The sequence below is a fragment of the Flavobacterium sp. N1994 genome (assembly GCF_025947145.1).
In the GTDB taxonomy this organism is placed as follows: domain Bacteria; phylum Bacteroidota; class Bacteroidia; order Flavobacteriales; family Flavobacteriaceae; genus Flavobacterium.
Map to the genome: position 1 here is coordinate 2,192,683 of NZ_CP109999.1, position 22,335 is coordinate 2,215,017.

Consider the following 22,335-nt stretch of genomic DNA (forward strand, 5'->3'; position numbering starts at 1 on the left):
ATGAAAAGAATATTAATTACTGGCGCTGCTGGTTTTTTGGGGTCGCATCTTTGTGATCGTTTTATTGCAGAAGGATATTTTGTTATTGGGATGGACAACCTTATAACTGGAGATTTAAAGAATATTGAACATCTATTTAAAGATAAAAATTTTGAGTTTTACCATCATGATGTAACTAAGTTTGTTCATGTTCCGGGAAAATTGGATTATATTCTTCATTTTGCATCTCCTGCAAGTCCTATAGATTATCTTAAAATCCCTATTCAAACGCTGAAAGTTGGTTCATTAGGAACACACAATCTTCTAGGTTTAGCTCGAGTAAAAAAAGCAAGAATTCTTATAGCTTCTACGTCAGAAATTTATGGAGATCCTTTAGTTCATCCACAAACAGAAGATTATTATGGTAATGTAAATACCATTGGACCAAGAGGGGTTTATGACGAAGCCAAGCGTTTTCAGGAATCTATTACTATGGCGTATCATACTTTTCATGGTGTAGAAACAAGAATTGTTAGAATATTCAATACTTATGGACCAAGAATGAGACTCAATGATGGTCGTGTAATACCTGCATTTATTGGGCAAGCTCTAAGAGGAGAAGATTTGACCATTTTTGGAGATGGTAGTCAAACACGTTCATTTTGCTACGTAACAGATCAAGTAGAAGGAATTTTTAGACTACTTCATTCCGATTATTCGCAACCAGTAAATATTGGTAATCCAAATGAAATTACGATTAAAGATTTTGCGGATGAAATTATTAAACTGACTGGTACCAATCAAAAAGTAGTTTATCATCCGTTACCTATGAATGATCCTATGCAAAGGCAACCAGATACTACTCGTGCTAAAAATATTTTAGGATGGGAAGCTAAAGTTTCAAGAGAAGAAGGCATGAAATTAACCTACGATTATTTCAAATCGCTTTCATCTGAAGAACTTTTAAAAGAAGAACATAAAGACTTTAAAGGATATATCCACTAGTATTTTATGGTTGCACAACAAACAGGTAGATACTCAAAATACATTAGACCGATTAATATACTTTTCGATCTAACCGTTATAACGGCATTAAGTTTATATTTCTTCAGAGAATTAAATCTTAATGAGTTCTATTATGTTTTTTATCAAACTTTTACTTGGATTTTAATTGCCATACTAGTAAAGTATTATGAAGTTTACAGGTTTACTACTCCAGTAGAAATCGTTACGAAACTAGTAAAACAATTTAGTGTTTTTTTATTGGTGGTTATTGCCTTTTTTCCTTTTGCCAAAACTGTTATTTTCAGCGGAAAAGCCATTGCCATTTTTATGACCATTAGTTTTTGCATTATAGTAACCTTCAAATATTTTTGGTTTTTTTACCTAAAAAAATACAGAATTGTTACTGGAAGTAATTTCAGAAACGCAGTCATTATTGGGTATACACCAGAAGCTATTCGACTTAAAGAAGTATTTGAGAGTAGGAAAGATTATGGGTATCGTTTCATGGGGTTCTTTTCAGACAAAAAACAAAATCCAGAAGTTAAAGGAAAAATAGAAGACATAAAAGAGTTTGTTACTGTTAATAAAGTGGATGAAATCTACTGCTCTTTAAATGAAATCTCTAATGAAAAGCTAAAAGATTTAGTTGAATTTGTGGATGAAAATTCGAAAGTAATAAAGTTTATTCCGGACACGAAAGAAATTTATTCCAAAAATTTAAGATTAGATTATTACGAACTTTTTCCTGTATTATCACTACAAAAAACACAACTGCATAACCCCTATATTAAAGGAGTTAAAAGAGCTTTTGACATTGTGTTTTCTTTATTTGTCATTGTGTTTTTACTTTCTTGGCTAATACCATTGTTGGCTCTTTTAATTAAGCTAGAGTCAAAAGGGCCAGTGTTTTTTAAACAAGGAAGACCAGGTATGGATGAAGAAGAATTTTATTGTTATAAATTTCGCTCCATGCAGGTCAACGGATTTACCGAAAAAGAAGCCTCAAAAAATGATCCAAGAGTTACCAAGATGGGAAAATTTATGAGGAAGACGAGCATGGACGAATTGCCACAGTTTTTCAATGTTTTACTTGGCGACATGTCGGTTGTAGGACCAAGACCTCACTTGTGGTCACAAAATAAAGCCTATGCTAGTAAAATTAAAAAGTATATGGTTCGTCATTATGTTAAACCAGGCATTACTGGTTTAGCCCAAGTTAAAGGATTTAGAGGAGAAATAGAAACCGAAGAAGATATGGTAAACAGAATAAAATTTGATGTTTTTTATATCGAAAATTGGTCCTTAATAATGGACGTTAAAATCATTTTTCAAACAGTTTTTAATATTTTCAAAGGAGAAGATAAGGCTTATTAAAAAACATTTTTTTCAATTAAATCATTCATTTGATTATCTAAATTGAATTTTTGTTGAGCGGTATAAAAAATTCTTTTTTTCATTTCGTCTAGTTCCGATTTACTCAGCAAAGCAATTTCTTTAAGTTTTTCATTTAGCTCTAAATAGTTGCCAACCTTTGCAACCCAACCTAAATTATCTTCAGCAACAATATTCTCGCCTTCTCCACCACCAAAATACAGAATAGGTAAACCAAGAGAACCATATTCAAAGATCTTAGAAGGAACAGAACCATAAATTCTAGTTTTCAAAGGAACTATGGCAATATCAAATGATTGTAATTGAGCATGCAATTCTTTTCGGTCTAACATTCCATGGAAGAACAGTTGAGTAGAATTTTGACTCGAAATCAAGGCTTCTATCTGTAATTTTTCGGCGCCATCACCAAATAGGTGCAACTCGAGATTTAACCCTTTTAAATCAATATTTTGACACAATTCAAGAACACCTTGTGCAATACCCAATAAGCCTGCATAAAATAGTTTAATAGGTTTATTTTCTTCCGTTTTTAAATTACTTTCACTAATGTTATGATCGGGAAAATTGCGGTATAAAAAACATTCTTTCTCAGGATAAATAGTATGAATATGCGTAATTATTTCATTGGATTGCCCTAAGATTAAAGTCGCTTTTTTGTAAATAAAGCGTTCAAGAAAAAGTGAAAATTTATGAGAAAAGGAATTCGCTTTCAAAGCATTTAATTCGATAGCAGCTAATGGCCACAAATCGGAAATGTTTAAAATTATTTTTTTGTTTTTTAACGAAAGCACAAAAACAGAAATAAAAGAAAGCAATAAAGGAGGCGATTGAACGATAACTTTCTTAGGTGTTTTCTTGAACAATAAATAGAAAAAAAGACTCAACGAAAAAGATAATACGGAAATAATTCGGACGAGTAAATTTTTACTAACACTTGGATATATCCAAAGCCTTTTCACGGTTATATTATCACGATTTTCTGTTACTGAAAACTTCCCTTTATATTCTGGAAATAATTCACCTTTCGGATAATTACCAAGAGGACAAATTACAGAAACCTTGTATTTATTTTTATCCAATTTCAAAGCCAATTGCTCAATTCTATTGGCCGCAGCACCTTTTTCGGGCGGATAGTAATTGGATATAATTAGAATTTCCTCCATTATATTTTTGAAAGCAGAATGGCTATTATGCGTTCTGAAGCTTTTCCATCCCAAAGTTCAGGAATACCTGCTTTTCTGGGGCCATTTAGTAGAAAGTCACCAAATATCTTTTCTAAATTTTCAATAGAAGTTCCTACCAAAGTATTGGTTCCAATGGTTTGTGTTTCTGGTCTTTCAGTATTGTTTCGCATGGTAAAACAAGGAATTCCTAATACTGTTGTTTCTTCTGAAATTCCACCAGAATCGGTTATCACAGCAAAACTATTTTTAATTAGAAACATAAAATTTAAATATCCTTGAGGTTCAACAAAGAGAATATTTTTTAATTCTAAATGGGTTTCTCCCAATATGGCTTTTGTTCTGGGATGAATAGGAAAGACAATTTTTTTGTCACCCACCATTTTATCAATCCCTTCTAACAAATTAATTAATGATTTTTCTTCATCAACATTTGCTGGTCGGTGTAATGTTAGAATGATATAATTTCCAGTTTCTAATTTGAATTCATTCCAAAAGGAGGGAGCTGTAATTCTGTTTAAATTTTGATACAATGTATCAATCATAACGTTACCCACAAAATGGATTGACGAAGCGTCCGCACCATATTTTAATAAATTTTCACCCGCCCAAGTTGAGGTAGTAAAGAAATAATCAGTAATACTGTCGGTAACAATTCTGTTGATTTCCTCGGGCATGGTCATATCACCCGAACGAATTCCCGCTTCAACATGCGTTACTTTTATGTTTAATTTTTTTGCGACAATTGCACATGCCATAGTAGAATTCACATCGCCAACAACTAAAACTAAGTCACAAGGATTTTGCAAAAGTTCTTGTTCAAAAGCAATCATAATTGCAGCAGTTTGCACTGATTGAGAGCCGCTTTTCACTTCCAGATTTGCATTTGGATGAGGGATATTTAATTCTTCAAAAAAAGTGTCACTTAGATTTTTATCATAGTGCTGACCAGTATGAACTAATCGATATGATAGGTTTGCACCTTCATTTTGTTTTTTTTCAATGGCTTTAATGATGGGTGCAATTTTAATAAAATTAGGTCTTGCACCAGCTACTATTGTTATTTTCATTTTCTATTTTACTAATGAAACAAATTGTTTCAGTTTTCCGCTTTTACTGCGTTCTAGTTTTTCTTTCCGAGTGAATGTAAAAGTTAGACCACTTTCTAAATAGGTTGCGATGGCTTTTTCAATTTGTTGGATTTGAATTAAGGTCAATTCCAATTCACTTACGTATTCAATGCCAAAAGTATCAATTTTGGTTTGTTTTATCACAAATTCTTTCACATTTCCATCGTCTTCTATAATACTTTTGGTAACGTAATAAAACGTTAAGCCTGGAGATTTTTTACCACTAGGTAAAATAGCAATATCGTTTGTTCTTCCAATTAATTTTTTAAGAATAGGTTTTTTTAAGGTACTTTTTTCATCCAAAATCCCAATATCACCAATATCATATCTTATAAATGGATGGGCTTTATTGTATAAAGAAGTAATTACAATTCTACCTTCTTTTCCATTGGGTAGAGGATTATTATTGGAATCTAGAATCTCTACAAATAAAGTTTCAGCATTGACTTGCCATTCATCATTTGGATTTTGAAAAGCAATTAAATCTAGTTCAGAAGCACCATATTCGTTAACAACAGGAACTCCAAATTGTTTTTCTAGAAGTATTTTATCCTCTTCGAAAAGCATTTCTGAAGTTACAATACAGCATTTTAATGTTGGGCAAACGGTGGTTAAAACAATGTTTTTTTTCTGTAGAAATTTAGCAAACAGAACTATTGACGATGTATAACCATTGATATAATCAAATTTCTTTTTTTGAAATGTAATCAATACTTTTTCTAAAACAGCATCTGACAAATCAAATATGGTAAATCGATAACGATTGCTTAATACATCTTTAATCCGTTCTTTTTTATTTCCAATAAAATCCAATGGGATGCCATAAAACCTAGCTTGTAATGAAGAATTAAAATCGATGTTAAACCAATCAAACCGAGAAACAATGTTAGCCCAAGTCAGTGCATGGCAAAATTTATCTTTGGCAAATATAAAAGGATCACCACTAGAACCAGATGTTTTATTTACATATACAGACTTTATGGTAAATCCATCAGAAAGCCTTTCGGAGAGAGGTTTTTGAAATTCTTTTTTAGTCATTATTGGAAGTTCTTCCCAATTTGCATAAGATGTTTTACCAATAAAATCCTGATAGGATTTGTTGTTTTTCAAATGATACGCTACAATTTCTTTTTTCTTTTGGTTTAGATATTCTTCGTACTTACCTTCTGAAATCAACTTAATTTTTTCAAACTCAGCAGTAGCCCCCTTCATAGGAAAACCATTTAATCGAAGCGATAAATTGAAAAGATTGAACATACAACTATAAAAAAAGGGCTAACATTTGTTAGCCCTTAAAAATACTATTTTATTTGGAATTAATTTTTAAGAATTTTTACCACTTCTTTTTTGTTATCAGAACTTAAAGTAAAGAAATAAGCACCGCTAGAAAGAGCAGAAATATCTACTGTATTTTCCATTCCATTTAGTGATTTAGCTAAAACTATTTTACCAGTTATATCAGTTACGGATAAATTAAATGAATCAACATCTGTAGCAGCAATAGTCACATTTGAAGAAGCAGGGTTAGGGTAAACACTAAACTTTGCTTTTGTAATACTTTGATTTGCTAATGGCCCTGTTAATTTAAAAATACCATCACTAAATGGGTCAGTACCACTAAAACCTGCACACCATCCTATACTTGCACTTAAAAAAGCAGATGCTCCTCTTTGTGTTACTCCAGTTGGTTCAAGGTCTGTCCAAGTAGTTCCGTTATCTGTGCTTATAGAAGTCCCTACAGGCGTGGCTTGAGAAGTAGCAACAATTGTATTTGTTCCTGGAATATAATTAAGAATTTTACGAGTACCTGTGAAAGTAGTACCTGCAGACCAAGTCTGTCCACCATTTGTAGTTGTATAGAATGTATATACAGGAGTTGTTGTTCCTACCGCTCTTAACAAACATCCTTTATTTACATCACTAAAATGAGCATTTCCAGATGTTCCTGGCGTTGAATAACCACCAAAGTCTGCAATTGGAGTTTGATAAGCCACCCAAGTCGCCCCTTTATCACTACTTCTGAATAAACGTCCTTTACTAGTCGTCATCCAGATAGTATTACCAACAACAATTGGTGAATTGTTATATCCATATTCACTTGCTAGAGCAACAGGTAAATTTGCACCTGTAACTGCAGTCCAGTTATTACCGCCGTCAGTAGTTCTGTAAATTTCAAATTTTCTACTTGACCCCGTACCTGTTGGATCTCCATAAGCAACCCCTTCATTTGCATTCCAAAAATAAACGCCATTCAAGAAAGAGTCTCCAGTAGTTTGAAAACCATTAGCTAGTTGTTGAGTCCAATTATCACCACCATCGGTGGTTTTATAAATTACACCATTACCATCAGCAGGAATTAATGCACTTAACCAAGCTGTAGTTCCACTAACAGGGCTAATGTTATTGATTTCAAGAAGAGGATCACCAATATTTATAGTTTTAGAATTCCAAGTCCCACCACCATCGGTTGTTAATGTCATTTCTTGAATACTAGGATTTGTAGTTGCAGGTGGAGTTGGAGCAGAGCCATCATAAGCCAATGCCCATACAGTATTAGCATCCACAATTTTGATTTCACTCAATCCTCTACTAGCAACACTAAATCCAGTTCCTTGAGATACCCACTGAGCATTTATAGTTGAAGATAAAGCAATTAGAGAAAAAGTAAGTAATAGTTTTTTCATGTTTTTTTATTTTAAAATGAACAACAAAACTAACACATTTTTTTAAAAAACATAAAAAATTAATAAATCTTTAATACAGAAAAAAGTATTTTTGCCAATATAATTTTATTGACAAATGACAATCTTACTATTAGGCTCGGGCGGAAGGGAGCATGCACTAGCTTATAAATTGGTTCAAAGTTCTAAATGTTCTTCACTTTATGTTGCGCCAGGCAACGCTGGGACATTAGCAATAGCCAAAAACATTGCCATTAATCCAACTGACTTTGAAGCTCTAAAAAAGTTTGTAATTCAAGAAAAAGTAGAAATGGTAATTGTAGGTCCGGAAGACCCCTTAGTTCTAGGAATTTTCGACTTTTTTAAAAAGAATTCTGAATTGAATCATATTCCTGTCATAGGTCCGTCCAAAATGGGTGCCCAATTAGAAGGCAGTAAAGAATTTGCAAAAGAATTTTTAGTAAGACATAATATTCCAACAGCAGCCTATGATAGTTTTACTTCTGAAACAGTTGAAAAAGGTTGCCTTTTTTTAGAAACATTACAGCCACCATATGTTTTGAAAGCAGATGGGTTGGCAGCAGGGAAGGGAGTTTTAATCCTTCATGATCTAGAAGAAGCCCAAAGAGAATTGCGGAATATGCTTATCCATGCTAAATTTGGTACAGCAAGTTCCAAGGTAGTTATTGAAGAGTTTTTAGACGGAATTGAATTAAGTTGCTTCGTCTTAACTGATGGTAAAAACTATAAAGTATTACCAACCGCTAAGGATTATAAAAGAATTGGTGAAGGCGATACAGGTTTAAATACGGGTGGTATGGGTGCTGTTTCTCCAGTGCCATTTGCTGATGCTACTTTATTAGAAAAAATAGAAACCAGAATAGTCAAACCCACAGTTCAAGGATTGCAAAAAGATACTATTGAATACAAAGGATTTATTTTTATAGGATTAATAATAGTTAAAGGAGAGCCTATAGTTATTGAATACAACGTGAGAATGGGAGATCCAGAAACCGAGGTGGTCATTCCTAGAATACAATCGGATTTAGTGGAATTGTTTCAGGCTGTAGCCAATGAGAAATTAAATGAAGTTTCACTTGAAATTGACAATAGAAGTGCCACAACAGTGATGTTAGTTTCTGGAGGTTATCCTGAAGAGTATGAAAAAGGGAAAGAAATTTTTGGGCTTGACAAAATTGAAGACTCCCTTGTTTTTCATGCTGGCACAAAGTCAGAAAATGGAAAAGTAGTTACGAATGGAGGAAGGGTGTTAGCAATTACTTCTTTTGGGAATGATTTTCAAGAAGCCATAAAAAAATCTTACCAAAATATAGATAAGCTACATTTCGATAAGATGTATTTTAGAAAAGATATTGGTCTCGATTTACTTTAAAAAAGAATGAGCTGTAGTATCTTGATTTTCTTCGTTGTTGTCTCTGTGTTTTACCAATTCTTTGCACCAGTAAACAATAAAGTAACCACAAATGCATATCATTGTCCAACTAACTATGTTGGCCAACCACCAATTGCTTAATTCTAAAGAACGTAAAAAATCAAGTGGTTTGAATAAGAAATCTACAAATAAAGATTGTATGCCTTCAAAAAATGCTCTCATTTTATAAAATGTTATATTTACAAGCACAAATGTATAAAATATACTCATGATAACAAGTGTTTTTAAAAAATCTACAATAGTTAATTATACTTTAATTGCTCTTTTACTATTGTCTTTCTTTTTTTTATATCAAAAAAACGATTTGTTGCCTGCTAATGCTGTGCCTACATTTTCAAAAAAAGTAACCAACATCCTATTGCTCTGTGCTTCTTTTTTCATAGTGAATTTTACAGTAAAAAAGAATAACTTAACCAAAGACAGCAGTTACACCATTCTATTTTTTCTCTTATTTTTAATACTATTCCCAACGGTTTTAAGTGATAATAATTTATTGTTTGCCAACTTTTTTCTGTTGTTAGCCATAAGAAGATTGATATCATTGCAAACCTTAAAATCACCCAAAGAGAAAATATTTGATGCTTCTATGTGGATTTTTATTGCTTCTTTATTTCATTTTTGGTGTATCCTTTTCATACTATTAGTTTACATCTCTATATTTTTTCATGTTTCCCGAGATTATAGGAATTGGCTTTTACCTTTTGTCGCTTTTTTTGCCACAGCAGTAATTTTTTTAGTTTCCGCATTGGTCTTTGATAAAACCTGGATTACTCATATTTTAAGCCAAACTCAAACTAATTTTCAGCTGGATTATTTTACCAATAATTATCAAAACATGGCGCTCTCACTTTATGTGGTGATTGCTTTGTATTTTGTCTTTTCGTTGGTGTTTTCGTTAACCAATAAGCCACTGATTCTACAAGCTTCTTACAAGAAAATGATCTTTAGTTTTTTAATAGGCGTAACAATATTTTTGATTTCGCCAGAGAAAAACAATGCCATGCTGCTCTTTACCTTTATGCCACTATCAGTAATGTGCACCACTAATATTGAATACTCCCAAAACAAAATGTATCAGGAAATAGTGTTGTTACTATTAATTTTAGGGTGTTTTCTTAGCTACTTTTCACAATTATAATTTGCTTCCGTAAGCCAAATCACCAGCATCACCAAGACCTGGGACGATGTAGTTTTTCTCGTTAAGTTTTTCATCTATAGCTGCTATCCAAAGATGGCAAGTATCAGGAAGGTTTTTTTGAAGATATTCTATACCTTCTGGTGCTGCAATTACTACGGCAAGATGAATTTCTTTTGGTTTTTGTTCTAAATGTAGTTTATGTAAAACCGCCACCATCGATTGTCCAGTAGCAAGCATAGGGTCGATGAGAATTAAATTTTTATTTTCAAAGGATGGTGCCGCTTGGTATTCCACTAAAATATCAAACTTATCATCATTATCATAATGATGGCGATAAGCGGAAACAAATCCGTTTTCAGCATTATCAAAAATCGTCATAAACCCAGTATGTAAAGCTAACCCAGCGCGAAGAATGGAACATAAAACTACATGATCTGCAATAGTGGTGGTGTGTTTGATGCCAAGTGGCGTTTGAACATCAATATTTTTATATTCTAATGTTTTACTCAATTCATACGCCATAATTTCTCCGATTCTCTCCATGTTTTTGCGGAAACGCATACTGTCTTTTTGAATGTTGACGTCTCTAATTTGTGCCAAAAAATGATTAAGAATACTGTTGTTTTCCGAAATATTATGAATATGCATGAATCTAATAATTTATGTTTAGGTAAATGTATAAAAACTATCTTTGCAAATAAAATTAAAGCTTATGTTTTCACAATTTGCATTTCCTATTTTCGAACAAAGTATTAAAGAGTACCACGTTATAGACGATGTATATCAACCAACGTTAAACCCCTATACTAAAGGCTCTATAGAGTATTTATTGTATGCCAAAAACTGGGTAGATACCGTGCAATGGCACTATGAAGACATCATCCGCGACCCTAATATTGACCCAGTTGCCGCCTTAGTTTTGAAAAGAAAAATCGATGCATCGAACCAAGTTCGTACGGATATGGTAGAGTATATCGATAGTTATTTTCTCCAAAAATATAAAGACGTTCCCGTAAAATCGAATGCAAAAATTAATACCGAAAGTCCAGCTTGGGCTATCGATCGTTTGTCCATTTTGGCTTTGAAAATTTACCACATGAGTGAAGAAGCCAATCGAGCAGAAGCTACTCCCGAACACAGAGCTAAATGTCAAGAGAAACTCAACGTTTTATTAGACCAAAAAAGCGATATGTTCATTTCTATCAACGACTTGTTGACCGATATTGAAAACGGCGATAAGTACATGAAAGTATACAAGCAAATGAAAATGTACAATGACGATGATTTGAATCCGGTCTTGTATCAAAACAAAAAATAATACCGACAATCTTTTGTCCAAGCCAATCCAACATATAGCCGTCATCCGAATGTCTGCCATGGGCGACGTTGCGATGACAGTGCCTGTTATTAGGGCTTTGGTAGAACAACATCCTAATGTAAAAATCACGGTTGTTTCCAGACCTTTTTTCCAACCTTTTTTTGAAGGCATTCCCAATGTGGATTTCTTTGCTGTTGATGTTAAAGGAAGACACAAAGGCTTCTTTGGCTTACTAAAATTGTACTCCGATTTGAAGGCGTTACATATAGATGCCGTAGCCGATTTACACAACGTATTGCGCTCTCAAATCATCCGAACGTTATTCGCTTTAAGCGGAAAGAAAGTGGCTTTTACGGATAAAGGGAGAGCCGATAAAAAAGGGTTAACAAGAGCTGTAAACAAAATCTTTGAACCCGTAAAATCAATGGTTGATAGACATGTGGATACCTTCAACCAGCTAGGCTTTAAGGTCGATATATCTAATCCAACTTTCCCTAAAAAGGCTATTTTATCTAATGAAATTGTAAAAATATCAGAAGAAAAAGGAAGTGATAAATGGATAGGAATTGCCCCTTTCGCTCAATACGAAAGCAAAGTGTATCCGAATGATTTAATGCAACAAGTGATAGATGAATTGGCATCGGATACCCATAATAAACTCTTTCTTTTTGGAGGAGGCAATAAAGAAATCGAAATACTAAATTCGTTTGCTAAAGGAAAAGAAAACGTCATCAATGTTGCCGGAAAACTTAAGTTACCACAAGAACTCGATTTAATATCCAATTTAGATGTAATGCTCTCTATGGATTCTGGGAATGCCCATATTGCAGCTATGTTGGGTATTAAAGTAATAACACTTTGGGGAGCAACACATCCGTATGCAGGATTTAAACCCTTTTATCAACCCATGCATAATTGTTTGGTTTCGGATAGAGAAAAGTTTCCTTTATTACCCACTTCAGTATATGGCAATAAAAAGGTGGAAGGTTATGAAGAGGTTATGAGAACGATTACTCCTGAAAGTGTCATTAAGAAAATAACATCGGTCTAAAAGAGAGAGGCCTTACTCAATAATTATTTTGTTTTTTTATGGAATCGGATTATCTGGAGGAGTGACACCATCTATGCTCCAAAAGTGTTCAATTTTTTTACAAGGCTTCATTACAGAAGCTTCATTTCTAAAAAAAGTCAAGAGTTTTCTGGTGGTTGACGTTGGAATAGAAAAGTTTCCTTCATAGCATTTAATACCATCAGATTCTAAAGCGAAAGTAAAACTACCTGGTCTCAATTCAAATTTTGGAATACTTTTTTCCTCCTTAAGTTTTAGGATTATTTTTTTCAGTTCCTCATTTTGTGGCTTCGTCAGTTTGGTGTAATAATAGACTGTTGTATCCGGAAATCGGTTCTCGTAAAAAAGGGTATCGTTAAACGAACTTTTAGCAGAGCAGATTATCCCTTCTTCATCAGAAGACACAATGAATTGTTCAGTACCCTTTGTACAACCCGTAAAAAGAAGACCTAACGTTGATACTAGTAATAGGAATTTTAGCTTTTGGTTTTTACACATCGTCATAATCCACGTATAGCTCAGCAGAAGTTGGGTGCGCTTGGCAAGTTAAAATTAATCCTTCAGCAATTTCACCATCGGTTAAAATGGAATTCTTTTTCATTTCGGCAGTACCGTTAGTGATTCGAGCCAAACAGCTACTGCAAATACCCCCTTGACAAGAGTAAGGAGCATCCAGTCCTTGTTTCAAGGCCGCTTCAAGAACAGTTTGCTTTTGCGACATTTCAAAAGTCGTTTCTTCATCATCAACCATCACCGTGATTTTGGTGTGACCCGAATGACTGTCGGCAGCAGCATTTTCGTTGGCAGTTGAAGTAGAGAACAATTCAAACTTGATATTTTTATCTGCAATATTATGCTCTTTCAATACGGTGGAAACCAAATTAATCATCTCCTCTGGACCACATAAATAGAATTTATCAAACTCTTTTTCTTTGTGTTTATTGTTCAAAACAAAGTTGACCGTTGATTTGTCAATACGTCCAAAAAGCTCACCCTCAGGTTTGGCTTGACTGAACACATAATGCACAAAAAAGCGCCCTACATATTGCAATTGCAATTCGTGTAATTCATTATGAAAAATGGTTTCTTCCGGAGTTTTATTGCCGTAAACCAAAACAAACGTACTTTTTGGCTCACTTTCCAACACCGACTTTAGGATAGACATCACCGGAGTAATGCCACTACCCGCTACAAAGCCCGCATAGTTTTTTAAGTTAGAATAAGAAGGTTCAAAAGTAAATCGTCCTTCAGGTTGACTTACTTCTAAAAGGTCACCCACTTTTAAATTGTCATTAGCAAATTTAGAAAAATGACCATTTTTAACCGACTTAATAGCAATGCGTAAATCCCCACTATTTGGAGAAGAACAAATCGAATAAGCCCGACGAATTTCTTGTCCGTCTAAGGTTAATTTTAAGTTTACGTATTGACCGGCGGTAAATTGATAAGCTGATTTTAATTCGGCAGGGATATTAAAAGTAACAGAAATAGCGTTGGCCGTTTCGTGTTTTACTTCTTTGATTTGTAATTTATAAAAGGATGACATGAAGTTTATTTTTGGCAAAGTTACTAAACCTAAAACGTTTCATGAAATTTAAATATGGTGATTATCCGGAATTTTATACTCCTGCCTATACTTTAGCAAGCCTTCCTTTTTTAGTCAAAACCTAAATTATAATTGCTATTTATGTATTTACTTCGAACTAAGTGCAAAGTAAATCCATATTCAATCCATAACAAGTCCATAAAAACACACAAATCTATGGACTAGCTATGGACTAGCTATGGACTAGCCTCGATAAAAACCTTATTGTTTTCTTTACTAAAGCAACAGAATTGTTCTTCCAAATAGCGGTTTATTCACAGTGTATTAGACAAGAATGCTAAAAAAATACATGCATAAGAATTCTATGTATATAAAAAACTTATGTATATTTGTTTTTTAAAATGGCAGATGCAATGAAAAATTCACAATTATATAAGGGAAGTTTAACCACTATAGTGATGAAGCTATTGGAAGAAAACGGACGGATGTATGGCTATGAAATCACCCAGAAAGTAAAGGACATTACTAAAGGAGAATTAAAGATAACTGAGGGAGCTTTATACCCCGCTTTACACAAATTAGAAGCCGAAGGGGTTTTGGAGGTAGAAGTAGAAAACGTAGATAACCGTTTGCGGAAGTATTATAAACTAACGGAAAAAGGAACTACTGAGACCGTAAATCGATTGGCGGAGCTGGAGGATTTTATTAGAAACATGCAAACTTTAGTACAACCTAAATTAGAGTATTGATTATGAAATTATCAAAAGAAGAAATACGGTTTATAGATACCTATTTGCAAAGTAATGAGGTTTATTATAGCGATATTAGACAGGAGATGGTAGATCATGTAGCTTCAGCAGTTGAACAAAACATGGAAGCCGATGGGCAAGATTTTTATCATGCTTTCAAAGATTATATGGTAATTCATAAAAGAGAGCTCTTGAAGAACAACAAAATGCGTTGGAGTTTTTCTTGGGATACGTTACATCAATTTTCGCTGTTTTTGGTTAAGCCCTATATGTTGCTTATGGGAGTAGTGATATTTTTCATTTTTAAGAATGTAGATGTTACTATTTATTTTTCAAATGATTTTACTTTAAACAATCTTTTCTTAGCTTTAATTATTACGTTAGTTTTATTTCAGGGGGTATATTTTCAACTTTATTTAAAGAAACGATTTTATGTGGTTGAAAAGACTGGCACTATCTTAACGGTGCTGTATTACTTTCAATTATTCTTTTTGCCTTTTTTTGATAAATCCGCTGTTTCGCCTTTGACCTTGACGATTTTTAGTTTCTTATTTTTGGGTTACATTATATTTTTTATCCAAACTATTATAAAATTCCATCAACACCGATTTAATTATATTTAGGATGAAATTAAGTGCAGAACAAATAGAAAAACTATACGATTTTACCCGCCTGCATTACGTAGAATATTATGATTTGCAATCTGAATTAGTAGATCATTTAGCAAATGCTATTGAAGAACAATGGATTGTTAATCCCAAATTGTCCTTTGAAGAAGCTTTGCGAGTAGAGTTTAAAAAATTTGGTGTTTTCGGCTTTATGGAAGTGGTAGAAAAACGACAAGCCGCTTTGAATAAAAAATATAACAAAATGGTTTTGAGGGAACTAAAAACTTTTTTTAGTATTCCAAAAATCATGGCAACTTTTTCGGGTATAGGTCTAGTTTATTATGTAGTAAAGTCTTTTCAAGAGAGTTTTGAAATCATGTCTTGGTTGATAGGAATTTTAGTAGTTATATTTATTATAGGGCTTTTTATTTCATCACAAATGCGAAAAAAAGAAACTGCCAAAACAGGCAAAAAGTGGTTGTTAAAGGAAATAATCTTTGGGTACAGTTCAAAAGCTGGGATGATGAATATTTTGGTACAATTTGCTATAAACGGAAGTCATTCTAGTTATCCTGAATGGCTTTTAGGGCTCTTTAGCTTCTTGTTTGTGCTGTTGCTTTTAACCGAATATATAGTATTGGTTTTAATTCCGTCTAAAGCGGCAAGTTATTTACAACAAACCTATCCTGAATATGAAATGATGCAATAATTGTAACTTTTTTCTACATTTATATTCTAATTTCGAAACCTAAACCATCAACTATGTTCAAACACTTTATCAAGCTAGAATGGAAAGCTTTTTTCCGATCGGCTTCGTTCGCCACTAATTTGGCTTTAAAAATTGTAATGGGTTTTGTGGCAGCCTATTTTATGGTCATTTTTGTGGCAGCTGGAGTTGGCGTTTTCTTTTTGTTGAAAGAAGACCTCCACATGGAACCTCTGGCAACCGTCAACAAGTATCTGATTTATTATCTGTTTGGCGACTTAGTGATTCGTTATTTTTTCCAAAAAATGCCGGTTACGAATATTCGACCTCTATTGACTTTGCCCATTAAAAGAAACACGATTGTTCATTTTTCTTTAGGGAAAACCATCATTTCTTTTTTCAATGTCCTGCATGTTTTCTTCTTTTTGCCTTTTACCATTGTATTGTTCACTCATGGGTATGGCTATCAAGTTATTTTTTGGCATTTGGGAATTGCGGGATTGATTTACACTAATAATTTTGTCAATGTTTTAATCAACAACAAAGACAGTGTTTTTTATAGCTTGTTGGCGGTTGTTGTAGCTTTGGGGGCGGCCCAATATTGTCATGTTTTTGATATTACCAACTACACACAACCCTTCTTTCAAGCATTATACAGCACCAATTATTTGTTTTTATTGCCTTTGTTTTTAGCTGCGTTGACTTATTATTTTGCTTTTGATAGTTTTAAAAGAGATTTAAATCTGGATACTGGTTTGGCTAAAAAGAGTGATGAAGCTAAAACCGAAAACCTTACATGGTTGAATCAGTTTGGTACACTAGGAACCTTCCTTAAAAATGACATCAAACTTTTGAAAAGAAACAAACGCTCTAGAACTACCGTTTTTATGAGTTTTCTTTTCATTTTTTATGGATTATTATTCTTTACTAACTCGGTTGAAGCTTATAACAATCCGGCGATGCACGTGTTTGCGGGTATTTTTGTTTCGGGTGGATTTTTATTCACGTTTGGACAATTTGTACCGAGTTGGGACAGTTCGTATTATCAATTGATGATGAGTCAAAATATCAGTTACCGACAATATCTAACTTCAAAATGGTGGCTGATGGTTATTGCGACTATCATCTCTACCATTATTGCTTCCTTTTATTTGTATTTCGGATGGCAAACTTATATGCTAATTGTGGTGGGTGCTATTTATAATATTGGGGTTAACTCGCATTTGGTGTTGCTTGGTGGAGCTTTTGTTAAGACTCCGATAGATTTGACTATGGCTAATAAAGCTTTTGGCGATAAGCAAGCATTTAATGTGAAAACGATGCTGATTTCAATTCCAAAACTACTAGTTCCAATGATTTTATATGCAGCAGGGTATTATTTGTTTTCAGCTAATGTTGGATTTCTTTTGGTGGCTTTGGCCGGAGTGTTAGGCTTTGCTTTAAGAGACAAAGTGTTTTCTAAAATTGAGAAAATCTACAAGACCGAAAAATATGCTACAATAGCGGCTTACAAACAAAAAAATTAAATTTAAACACAGACTAACATCATGATACAAGTTACTAATTTAACCAAAAGATATAATTTAAACGCAACGGTTTTAAACATCAACAATCTTGAAATTCCAAAAGGACAAAGCTTTGGATTAGTGGGGAATAACGGGGCTGGGAAAACTACTTTTTTCAGTTTATTATTAGATTTAATTCAGCCAAGTTCTGGGCATATCATTAACAACGATGTTCAAGTAAATACAAGCGAGGCATGGAAACCCTTTACGGCTGCCTTTATTGATGAGAGTTTTTTGATTGGTTATTTAACGGCTGAAGAATACTTTTATTTCATAGGCGATTTAAGAGGTCAGAACAAAGCCGATGTCGATGCTTTATTGGAGAAACACAATGAGTTTTTTAACGGAGAAATTTTAAACAGCAAGAAATACTTAAGAGATTTATCCAAAGGGAATATGAAAAAAGTGGGGATTATAGCCGCTTTGATTGGAAATCCTCAGGTTATTATTTTAGACGAACCGTTTGCTAATTTAGACCCCACCACAGTAAATCGATTAAAGAAGATTATTAAAGAATTAGCGGATAACCCGGAAGTAACGGTTTTGGTTTCTTCCCACGATTTGGTGCACACGGTTGAGGTTTGTAATAGGATAGTGGCACTTCATTTAGGAGAAGTAGTGAAAGACATTCAAACATCACCAGAAACTTTGAAAGAATTGGAAGCCTTTTTTGCAGTGTAGATTCTAGTGTTTATCAAGAATAGCGGTAAGTATTTATCAAATAAGGTAAAAACTTACCGCTAATTTTTTGCTATATCAAAAAGAAACGTATTTTTACCAGTTAGTTATACTATTTATGACTTATTTGCGTTATAACATTAAACGTTTTGCTTTGAAAACCAATACAATTAAAAATATCGTTTACTTGGTATTAGTGCTTTTATTTATAGCATGTTCGACCAAAAGAAACACCTTCCTTTCCAGAAATTCACATGCCTTAAGCACTAAAGACAACATATTGTATAATGGTGGAATCGCTATAGATAAAGGAATAGCTGAGGTAAAAAGTCAATATAATGATAACTTTTGGGAAATCCTTCCAGTAGAAAGAATGCAAATCACTGAGGATAACCTTGCACCGGGCAATACTAAAAATGCCAATTTTGATAGAGCAGAAACCAAAGCTACTAAAGCCATTCAAAAGCACTCTATGAACATTCAGGGTTCTGAAAAAAACCCACAAATGGATGAAGCGTACTTAATGCTTGGGAAGGCGAGGTATTATGATCAAAGATTTGTGCCAGCATTAGACGCATTCAATTATGTGTTAAATAAATCTCCAAAAAGCGATAAGATTTATATCGTAAAAATTTGGAGAGAAAAAACCAACATGCGATTAGATAATGATGCTTTGGCGGTAAATAACCTTAGAAAATTATTAAAGGAAATCAAATTTAAAGATCAAGTTTTTGCCGATGCCAATGCAACTTTAGCACAAGCTTTCATTAATCTACAAGAAAAGGACAGTGCTGTAGCCAAACTTAAAATAGCCAAAAAATTTACTAAGTTGAAAGAGGAAGAATCTCGATACAATTATATTTTAGGACAATTGTATGAACAACTAGGATACAAAGACAGTGCTTATGCTAGTTATCAATCGGTCATTGACATGCATAGAAAAGCAGCAAGACAATATGTTATCCACGCTCATGCTAGACAAGCTAGTCAATTTGACTATCAAAAAGGAGATACGATTGCGTTTTTAAAAAAATATGATGACTTGTTGAAAGATAGAGAAAACAGACCTTTTTTAGATGTATTGCATCACCAGCTGGCTATATTTCGTGAAAAAACAAACAACAGAGCATTAGCTGTAAAAGAATACAATAAATCCATAAGAAAGAAATCATCCGACACTTATCTTCTAGCGTCCAATTTCAGAAACTTAGCAGACATCTATTTTATAGAATCAAAATTTGTTACTGCGGGAAAATATTATGACAGTACTTTGGTTCAATTAAAACCAAGAACTCGGGAGTATAATTTGATTAAAAAGAAAAGAGAAAACTTAGATGATGTTATAAAATATGAAGGAATAGCTCAAGCGAATGATAGTATTATTACGCTTTATAACATGTCAAGTTCTGAAAAAACAGCCTACTTTGATAAGTATATCGTAAAACTTAAAAAAGAAGAAGAAGAAAAACAAAAAGTAGCTGACAAAGCGGCCCAAATCAAAGAAAACCAAGAAAGAAATGCAGGCGGCGGCAATGCAGGGGATATCAATTCTAAAGATGGCGTATCTTCAACTACTAGTAACTCTAAATCGGCGACTAATGGTAAAAACGATATAGCTTCTGCAGCAGATGGTTCTTTTTACTTTTATAATCCAACTACGGTTGCTTTTGGTAAAACAGAATTTACTAAAATTTGGGGCAAAAGAACGTTGCAAGATAATTGGAGAGTAGCCTCCCTAAACGACAAAATTAATAGTAAAGACAAAGATTCAGAAACAACAGATTCGGAAAAAGATAAAGATGCCAAAGACACTAAAGAGGTTGAGGAAAGATTTACACCTGATTTTTATATAAATCAAATCCCTAATTCACAAACCGTTATAGATAGTTTGGGTAAAGAAAGAAACTTTGCTAATTATCAACTGGGGGTTATTTATAAAGAAAAATTCAAAGAATATCAGTTAGCCATTAACCGATTTGAAAAAGTATTAGGAGGAAATCCTGAAGAAAGATTGGTCTTGCCATCCATGTATAATTTGTATAAGCTTTATGAGATTTTAGATAAAGAGAAAGCTGAAGCAATGAAAGCAAGTATCATCAATCAATATCCAGATTCTAGATATGCTCAAATTTTAAAAAACCCATCAGGCGAAATTCAAGAGTCTAGCGATTCTCCTATTGGAGTGTATCAGAACATTTATAAACAGTATCAAAAAGGCGATTATAAAGCGGTTTTAACAGCTACAAACAATGCCATTGACAAATTTGCTGGTGACGAAATTGTACCTAAATTCGAATTATTAAAAGCTAATTTAACTGGTAAATTGAATGGTCTTGCTGATTATAAAACAGCGTTAAATTATGTTGCCTTGAATTATCCTAATGTTGAGGAAGGGAAAAGAGCTGAAAAAATGATTGCGGTTGATTTGCCAAAACTAGAAGCCTTGCAATTGTCTAAGGACAATTCAAAAAATTGGAAAGTACTTTATAGTACTAAAGATTTTGAAGACGCACCCACAAAAACGCTTCGTGATAAAATCCAAAAATTCATTACCGATAGAAATTTAACTAAGCTCTCTGTTTCTTTGGATATATACACTATGACTGATAATTTTGTAGTAATACATGGTATGACTTCAGAAGATTTGGCCAATGGAGTAGCTACAGTTTTAAAAGAATTTAAAGAGTATAAAGTGCAACAAACACCAATAATTATCTCTACTGAAAATTATACGGTGGTACAAATAAAAAAGAATTTAGCGGATTATTTATCCGGAAATATACCAGCTAATGCAACGAAACCAAATTGGGACGGAACGGTAGAAAAAGCTACGCAACCACAGCAACCAAAACCACCAGTACAAAACAATAATAACTCAGAGCAAACAGAGCAATCTAAAGCCCAAGATATAAAAAATGGTGCGAAAATGAAAGATAATCCATCTGGAGGTGAACAATTTGACCCACCACCTTCACCAGGAGGTTTTGAAAAATCGGATAAAAAAGGATAGAAAGATGTTTGAGAAAAGTCCAAAATCGTATACAGATCTTTTAGGTAAAACCAATAGAATTGTAGAAGGAACTTCTATACATGGAGATATCATTTCTCCAGCTGATTTTCGTTTGGACGGCCATTTGATAGGCAATTTTCAATCCAAAGGAAAAATTGTTATCGGACCTGCGGGAAGTGTAAAAGGAGATATCATATGTAAAAATGCCGACATCGAGGGTAAGTTCGAAGGTAAAATTCAAGTCCAAGAAATTCTTAATATAAAATCCAAAGCCAGTATTCATGGTGAGGTAGTTTGTGGAAAACTTTCGGTTGAACCTGGAGCAGAGTTTAGCGCTTCCTGTATAATGAGACCTCACGTAAAAAACATGATTACCGATGGAAAATCAACAGAAGAACAAACAGCGTCGTAATAAATGGCTAGCACTCATTAACATTCCCATTCAAATGGGTGTTATTGTTTTTTTGTTTTCTCAATTGGGCCAGTGGCTTGATGGCAAATATCATAACCAACATAATATCTATGTCAAGATACTAACTTTAGTTGGTGTGGCTATTGCTTTTTATAACATAGCTCGCCAATTAAAAGAAATTAACAAATCAGAATAAGAATAATGAATTTTAAAAAATACTCCAACCTTTTTATCGTTTTAATTGCAGCAATAGTAGGGCTTATACTTCACAAAGGCCTTGCGTATTTTATTATTCCAAAGGAATTTGAAGACCAATTTATCTATTCAACTCCGCTGTTATATTTGCTTTTTATGCTCTTTTCTATGGTAATAGTTTTTATTCTGATGAAGGTCAAAGAGGTAATGATGAATTCGGTAGGCTATGCTTTTTTGGCATTCACCACTTTGAAGATGGCTATTGCATACTTACTTCTCAGACCAATCATCCATATCCATCTTCCAAAAACACCTACTGAAAAGATGAACTTTTTTGTTGTGTTTATTTACTTTTTGGCAATAGAAACCATTCTAACCATCAGAATTTTAAACAATAAGCAATAAATTGTTTTAGAATCAAGAATTCCATCAAAAAAAATAAAACATATACTTTTTAATATTAATTAAAAGTGTACTTTTGCACCAAATTTCAGAAATAAAATTTAGACAAAACATAGTT

23 protein-coding genes are annotated in these 22,335 nt (G+C 33.3%); 15 read left to right on the forward strand and 8 right to left on the reverse strand.

Features of this window, described 5'->3' with window-relative positions:
- Entirely contained in the window at window positions 1–984 is a 984-nt protein-coding gene (locus OLM53_RS09745) for a UDP-glucuronic acid decarboxylase family protein (RefSeq protein ID WP_264520043.1), read from the forward strand.
- Between the two features lie 6 nt (window positions 985–990).
- Window positions 991–2,358, forward strand: a complete 1,368-nt coding sequence (locus tag OLM53_RS09750; RefSeq protein WP_264520044.1) for an undecaprenyl-phosphate glucose phosphotransferase — start codon at window positions 991–993, stop codon at window positions 2,356–2,358.
- On the opposite strand, the gene OLM53_RS09755 is transcribed toward OLM53_RS09750, so the two are convergent.
- From OLM53_RS09755 to OLM53_RS09770, 4 genes are read right to left on the reverse strand one after another with little or no spacing between them, the layout of a single operon-like run.
- A complete protein-coding gene (locus tag OLM53_RS09755; RefSeq protein WP_264520045.1) occupies window positions 2,355–3,539 on the reverse strand; it encodes a glycosyltransferase family 4 protein in 1,185 nt (394 codons plus the stop codon). The two genes, OLM53_RS09750 and OLM53_RS09755, sit on opposite strands and share 4 nt — an antisense overlap.
- Window positions 3,539–4,627 (reverse strand): non-hydrolyzing UDP-N-acetylglucosamine 2-epimerase, encoded by a 1,089-nt coding sequence (gene wecB / locus OLM53_RS09760; RefSeq protein ID WP_264520046.1) that lies wholly within the window; start codon window positions 4,625–4,627, stop codon window positions 3,539–3,541. The genes OLM53_RS09755 and wecB overlap by 1 nt, the downstream gene beginning before the upstream one ends.
- 3 nt (window positions 4,628–4,630) lie before the next feature.
- Window positions 4,631–5,944, reverse strand: a complete 1,314-nt coding sequence (locus OLM53_RS09765; protein WP_264520047.1) for a phenylacetate--CoA ligase family protein — start codon at window positions 5,942–5,944, stop codon at window positions 4,631–4,633.
- 59 nt (window positions 5,945–6,003) lie between these two features.
- Complete coding sequence (locus tag OLM53_RS09770; protein WP_264520048.1) at window positions 6,004–7,371, reverse strand: T9SS type A sorting domain-containing protein; 1,368 nt, start codon at window positions 7,369–7,371, stop codon at window positions 6,004–6,006.
- A gap of 115 nt (window positions 7,372–7,486) precedes the next feature.
- Between OLM53_RS09770 and purD the strand changes: the two genes are divergently transcribed.
- A complete protein-coding gene (gene purD / locus OLM53_RS09775; protein ID WP_264520049.1) occupies window positions 7,487–8,761 on the forward strand; it encodes a phosphoribosylamine--glycine ligase in 1,275 nt (424 codons plus the stop codon).
- Here purD and OLM53_RS09780 read toward each other — a convergent pair.
- Complete coding sequence (locus OLM53_RS09780) at window positions 8,753–8,983, reverse strand: DUF6341 family protein (RefSeq protein ID WP_264520050.1); 231 nt, start codon at window positions 8,981–8,983, stop codon at window positions 8,753–8,755. The two genes, purD and OLM53_RS09780, sit on opposite strands and share 9 nt — an antisense overlap.
- Before the next feature lie 46 nt (window positions 8,984–9,029).
- Between OLM53_RS09780 and OLM53_RS09785 the strand changes: the two genes are divergently transcribed.
- Window positions 9,030–9,959, forward strand: a complete 930-nt coding sequence (locus tag OLM53_RS09785) for a DUF6427 family protein (protein WP_264520051.1) — start codon at window positions 9,030–9,032, stop codon at window positions 9,957–9,959.
- Here OLM53_RS09785 and upp read toward each other — a convergent pair.
- The gene (gene upp / locus OLM53_RS09790; protein WP_264520052.1) at window positions 9,954–10,607 is read right to left on the reverse strand and encodes a uracil phosphoribosyltransferase; all 654 of its coding nucleotides are present in this window, start codon (window positions 10,605–10,607) and stop codon (window positions 9,954–9,956) included. The two genes, OLM53_RS09785 and upp, sit on opposite strands and share 6 nt — an antisense overlap.
- A 64-nt stretch (window positions 10,608–10,671) precedes the next feature.
- On the opposite strand from upp, the gene OLM53_RS09795 reads away from it, so the two are divergent.
- Together OLM53_RS09795 and OLM53_RS09800 are read left to right on the forward strand one after the other, a co-directional pair.
- Window positions 10,672–11,277: a DUF4254 domain-containing protein gene (locus OLM53_RS09795; RefSeq protein ID WP_264520053.1), complete on the forward strand. Its 606-nt coding sequence runs from the start codon at window positions 10,672–10,674 to the stop codon at window positions 11,275–11,277.
- Window positions 11,278–11,335: 58 nt separating this feature from the next.
- Entirely contained in the window at window positions 11,336–12,328 is a 993-nt protein-coding gene (locus OLM53_RS09800; RefSeq protein WP_264522442.1) for a glycosyltransferase family 9 protein, read from the forward strand.
- 36 nt (window positions 12,329–12,364) lie between these two features.
- On the opposite strand, the gene OLM53_RS09805 is transcribed toward OLM53_RS09800, so the two are convergent.
- Together OLM53_RS09805 and OLM53_RS09810 are read right to left on the reverse strand one after the other, a co-directional pair.
- The gene (locus OLM53_RS09805; protein WP_264520054.1) at window positions 12,365–12,850 is read right to left on the reverse strand and encodes a hypothetical protein; all 486 of its coding nucleotides are present in this window, start codon (window positions 12,848–12,850) and stop codon (window positions 12,365–12,367) included.
- Window positions 12,837–13,892, reverse strand: coding sequence for a ferredoxin--NADP reductase (locus OLM53_RS09810; protein ID WP_264520055.1), 1,056 nt, complete (start codon window positions 13,890–13,892; stop codon window positions 12,837–12,839). Before OLM53_RS09810 ends, OLM53_RS09805 begins: the two co-directional genes overlap by 14 nt.
- Window positions 13,893–14,305: 413 nt before the next feature.
- Here OLM53_RS09810 and OLM53_RS09815 point away from each other — a divergent pair, with 413 nt between their 5' ends.
- The 9 genes from OLM53_RS09815 (at window position 14,306) to OLM53_RS09855 (ending at window position 22,220) form a co-directional block, all read left to right on the forward strand.
- The gene (locus OLM53_RS09815; RefSeq protein WP_264520056.1) at window positions 14,306–14,641 is read left to right on the forward strand and encodes a PadR family transcriptional regulator; all 336 of its coding nucleotides are present in this window, start codon (window positions 14,306–14,308) and stop codon (window positions 14,639–14,641) included.
- A 2-nt stretch (window positions 14,642–14,643) separates the two neighbouring features.
- A complete protein-coding gene (locus OLM53_RS09820; RefSeq protein ID WP_264520057.1) occupies window positions 14,644–15,264 on the forward strand; it encodes a hypothetical protein in 621 nt (206 codons plus the stop codon).
- A gap of 1 nt (window position 15,265) precedes the next feature.
- Window positions 15,266–15,958, forward strand: coding sequence for a hypothetical protein (locus OLM53_RS09825; protein WP_264520058.1), 693 nt, complete (start codon window positions 15,266–15,268; stop codon window positions 15,956–15,958).
- Window positions 15,959–16,011: 53 nt separating this feature from the next.
- A complete protein-coding gene (locus OLM53_RS09830) occupies window positions 16,012–17,481 on the forward strand; it encodes a DUF5687 family protein (RefSeq protein ID WP_264520059.1) in 1,470 nt (489 codons plus the stop codon).
- A gap of 21 nt (window positions 17,482–17,502) precedes the next feature.
- Window positions 17,503–18,201: an ABC transporter ATP-binding protein gene (locus tag OLM53_RS09835; RefSeq protein ID WP_264520060.1), complete on the forward strand. Its 699-nt coding sequence runs from the start codon at window positions 17,503–17,505 to the stop codon at window positions 18,199–18,201.
- Between the two features lie 151 nt (window positions 18,202–18,352).
- A complete protein-coding gene (locus tag OLM53_RS09840; protein ID WP_264520061.1) occupies window positions 18,353–21,208 on the forward strand; it encodes a tetratricopeptide repeat protein in 2,856 nt (951 codons plus the stop codon).
- A 4-nt stretch (window positions 21,209–21,212) separates the two neighbouring features.
- Entirely contained in the window at window positions 21,213–21,620 is a 408-nt protein-coding gene (locus tag OLM53_RS09845; RefSeq protein ID WP_264520062.1) for a bactofilin family protein, read from the forward strand.
- A complete protein-coding gene (locus OLM53_RS09850; protein ID WP_264520063.1) occupies window positions 21,586–21,816 on the forward strand; it encodes an AtpZ/AtpI family protein in 231 nt (76 codons plus the stop codon). Before OLM53_RS09845 ends, OLM53_RS09850 begins: the two co-directional genes overlap by 35 nt.
- Window positions 21,817–21,821: 5 nt before the next feature.
- Window positions 21,822–22,220 carry a hypothetical protein gene (locus OLM53_RS09855; protein WP_264520064.1) on the forward strand — a complete coding sequence of 133 codons (399 nt, stop codon included), beginning with the start codon at window positions 21,822–21,824 and terminating at the stop codon, window positions 22,218–22,220.
- Window positions 22,221–22,335 lie beyond the last annotated feature (115 nt).